Below are 2,286 nucleotides of genomic sequence, written 5' to 3'. Positions count from 1 at the left end.
CGGTACGCGAGCGATGGGCGGCGGTGGGTAGTCGGCGGCCTCGCGGATGTCGTCGTCGAGGCGCAGGCCGACGCCGGAACGGGCGGTCCACCGCGGGCCGTAGACGAGGCAGGCAGCGCGGGCAAGATCGAGGGCGAATGCGCGGGCCGACGGCTGGCGTGCGGCCGGTTTCTTGGCCAGCGCCCGCATGACCACCTCCGCGACCTGGGCGGGCACCCCGGCGGGCGGTGCGGGGATGGTGTCGAGATGGTGCCGCAACTGTGCGAGCAGCGGCAGCGTGGGGTCGAACAGCGGCGCCCCGGCGAGCAGTTCGTACAGGAGCACACCGAGCGCGTACAGATCGGTGGCCGGCCCCAATCGGCCTTCGAGGATCTGCTCAGGCGCCATGTACTGGGCCGTCCCGATGATCCGGCTCGCGGTGGCCGCCGACCCGTCGAGGAGTTTCGCGATCCCGAAGTCGGTCACCTTCACCAGGCCGGTGGCGTCGAACAGAATGTTGTCCGGTTTGATGTCGCGGTGCAGCACGCCCTGGGAATGTGCACAGGTCAGCGCCTGCGCGACGGCCAGGCCGACCGCGCAGGCGCCCTCGGCCGGTAGGCCTGCCCGCCGACTGGTCAGGGTCCCCCCTGCCAGCAGCTCCATCACGATGAGGCACAGGCCGTCGTCCTCGACGTAGTCGTGGACCCGGACCACATGCGGATGATCAAAACTGGCGAGCAGCCGCGCCTCCGCGGCGAAACCGGCAGGGGCGTCCTCCTTCGCCGAGGACAACACTTTGATCGCGACATCGCGTTCCAGGTGGCGATGCCGGCCCGCCAGGACATGCGCGAACCCGCCGGCACCCAGCCCGGCGCCCAGCTCGTAATGGGGTAATGCGGCGGCTATCCGCTCCCGGTCAACAACAAACATGCGCAGGTGGCAGCCGGATAACGGCAATCCCGATCCCCACCAGTACAAACCCGCCCATCATCCCCCCTGTGCACTGTGGTGATTCTAACCATCACCAGCCGGAGTCAGTCTCACACCGACATGGTGGGTGCGGCAGCGCCCGGTGGGACGGGGGTCTGCGGGACTGCGGCCCGCCAGTCCTCGGGAAGTTCGGCGGGGAAGATCCGGCCGCTGCGGGTGAGGATCACGCTGGGGGCGAGTTCGACCTCGTCGCCGGGGTGGAATCGCCGGTCGACCTGGGGAGGCAGCTGTTCCCAGGGCCCCAGCCGCCCCCGCTTGTCGACGGTCCGCATCCGGGAACCGTAGCTGCTGACGTCGCGGAGCAGGACCAGTCCCTGCTGGAGCGAGACGACCACGTGCTCGCGGCTGACCGTGGCCGCGGCCTCCGGGTCCAGCAGACTGATCAGCGCGATTCCGGGGTCGGGGTAGCGTCCCACCGGCGTCACGGAGTCCTCGTCCAGGGTGTAACGGGCCACGCAGGTGCCGTTGATGACGACCTTGAGTTGGGCGGTGGCGGGCCGCGGGCCATCGTCGCGCAGGGGTACCCGGTGCTGCTGGCAGGTGGGTACGCCGCGGTGCATGCGGGGTAGGAGCACCCGGTCACCGCTGTGAATGTCATAGAGCGAACAGCGCCGTTCCGGGCAGCGCCAGGCCCGGGTGAGCACCTCGATCAGCGGGGTCCGGTTGGGGCCGAGCAGACCCTGCTTCTTGAGTGCGGCGAGCTCCTCCCGGCGGGAGATCTGGGCCGGTGTTCGGACGCCCATATCCAGCGGGACGAGTGTGACGGTGCCGCCAGGCCCGGGTGCGGGCTTGAGGAACTGCGAGGTGTTCCCCTGGATCCAGGTGTGCTCGGTGCGGTAGGCGTCGTAACGGTCACCGGTGATGACCGGGACGCGGGTCATGCCGGCGATCTCAAGAACCCGGTCGTCCGCGTCGGGGACCTCCTCGACCAGGCCATCGGCAACCCAGCGACGGAGCCGGCCGACATCCGCCTGATCGGTGAACTCCCTGCTGCCGCCCAGCAGGCTGGCATCGGCGATCAGATAAACGCGGACGTCCGGGTCCCCGGTGAGCCTCACCAGGGCCGCCACCACGAGGTCGAGCCGAGGCAGGGACCGCAGGCCCGGCCCCCCGATCGACCGCTCACGCACGATGTTGGAGAGATCGACCAGGTAGTCGGCGCGGTCCGCCGAGGTCACCAGGTTGTGTTCCATCAAGCCCCCGTATGGCTGGCGTGTCTGGTGAGCACCAGCCTACGAAACGCGTTCAGGAGGCGAGGGCCGGGGTGTTGCGCCAGGTGGTGACCGCATCGGTGAGGTCGCGGATGGCCGGGTCGGA

The 2,286-nt window shown here is 69.7% G+C and carries 2 protein-coding genes; both read right to left on the bottom strand.

All coding sequences use genetic code 11. The features are described 5' to 3' along the window. The coding region (locus tag U9980_RS17150) for a serine/threonine-protein kinase (RefSeq protein WP_322768838.1) at positions 1-909 on the bottom strand (909 nt) is incomplete at its 3' end. A 110-nt stretch (positions 910-1,019) separates the two neighbouring features. Continuing rightward, positions 1,020-2,162 carry an FHA domain-containing protein gene (locus U9980_RS17145; RefSeq protein WP_322768837.1) on the bottom strand — a complete coding sequence of 381 codons (1,143 nt, stop codon included), beginning with the start codon at positions 2,160-2,162 and terminating at the stop codon, positions 1,020-1,022. Positions 2,163-2,286: the final 124 nt, after the last annotated feature.

The organism is Protofrankia sp. Cr1, assembly GCF_963555865.1.
Taxonomy (GTDB): domain Bacteria; phylum Actinomycetota; class Actinomycetes; order Frankiales; family Frankiaceae; genus Protofrankia.
This window is presented reverse-complemented; position numbering and strand designations above follow the sequence as displayed.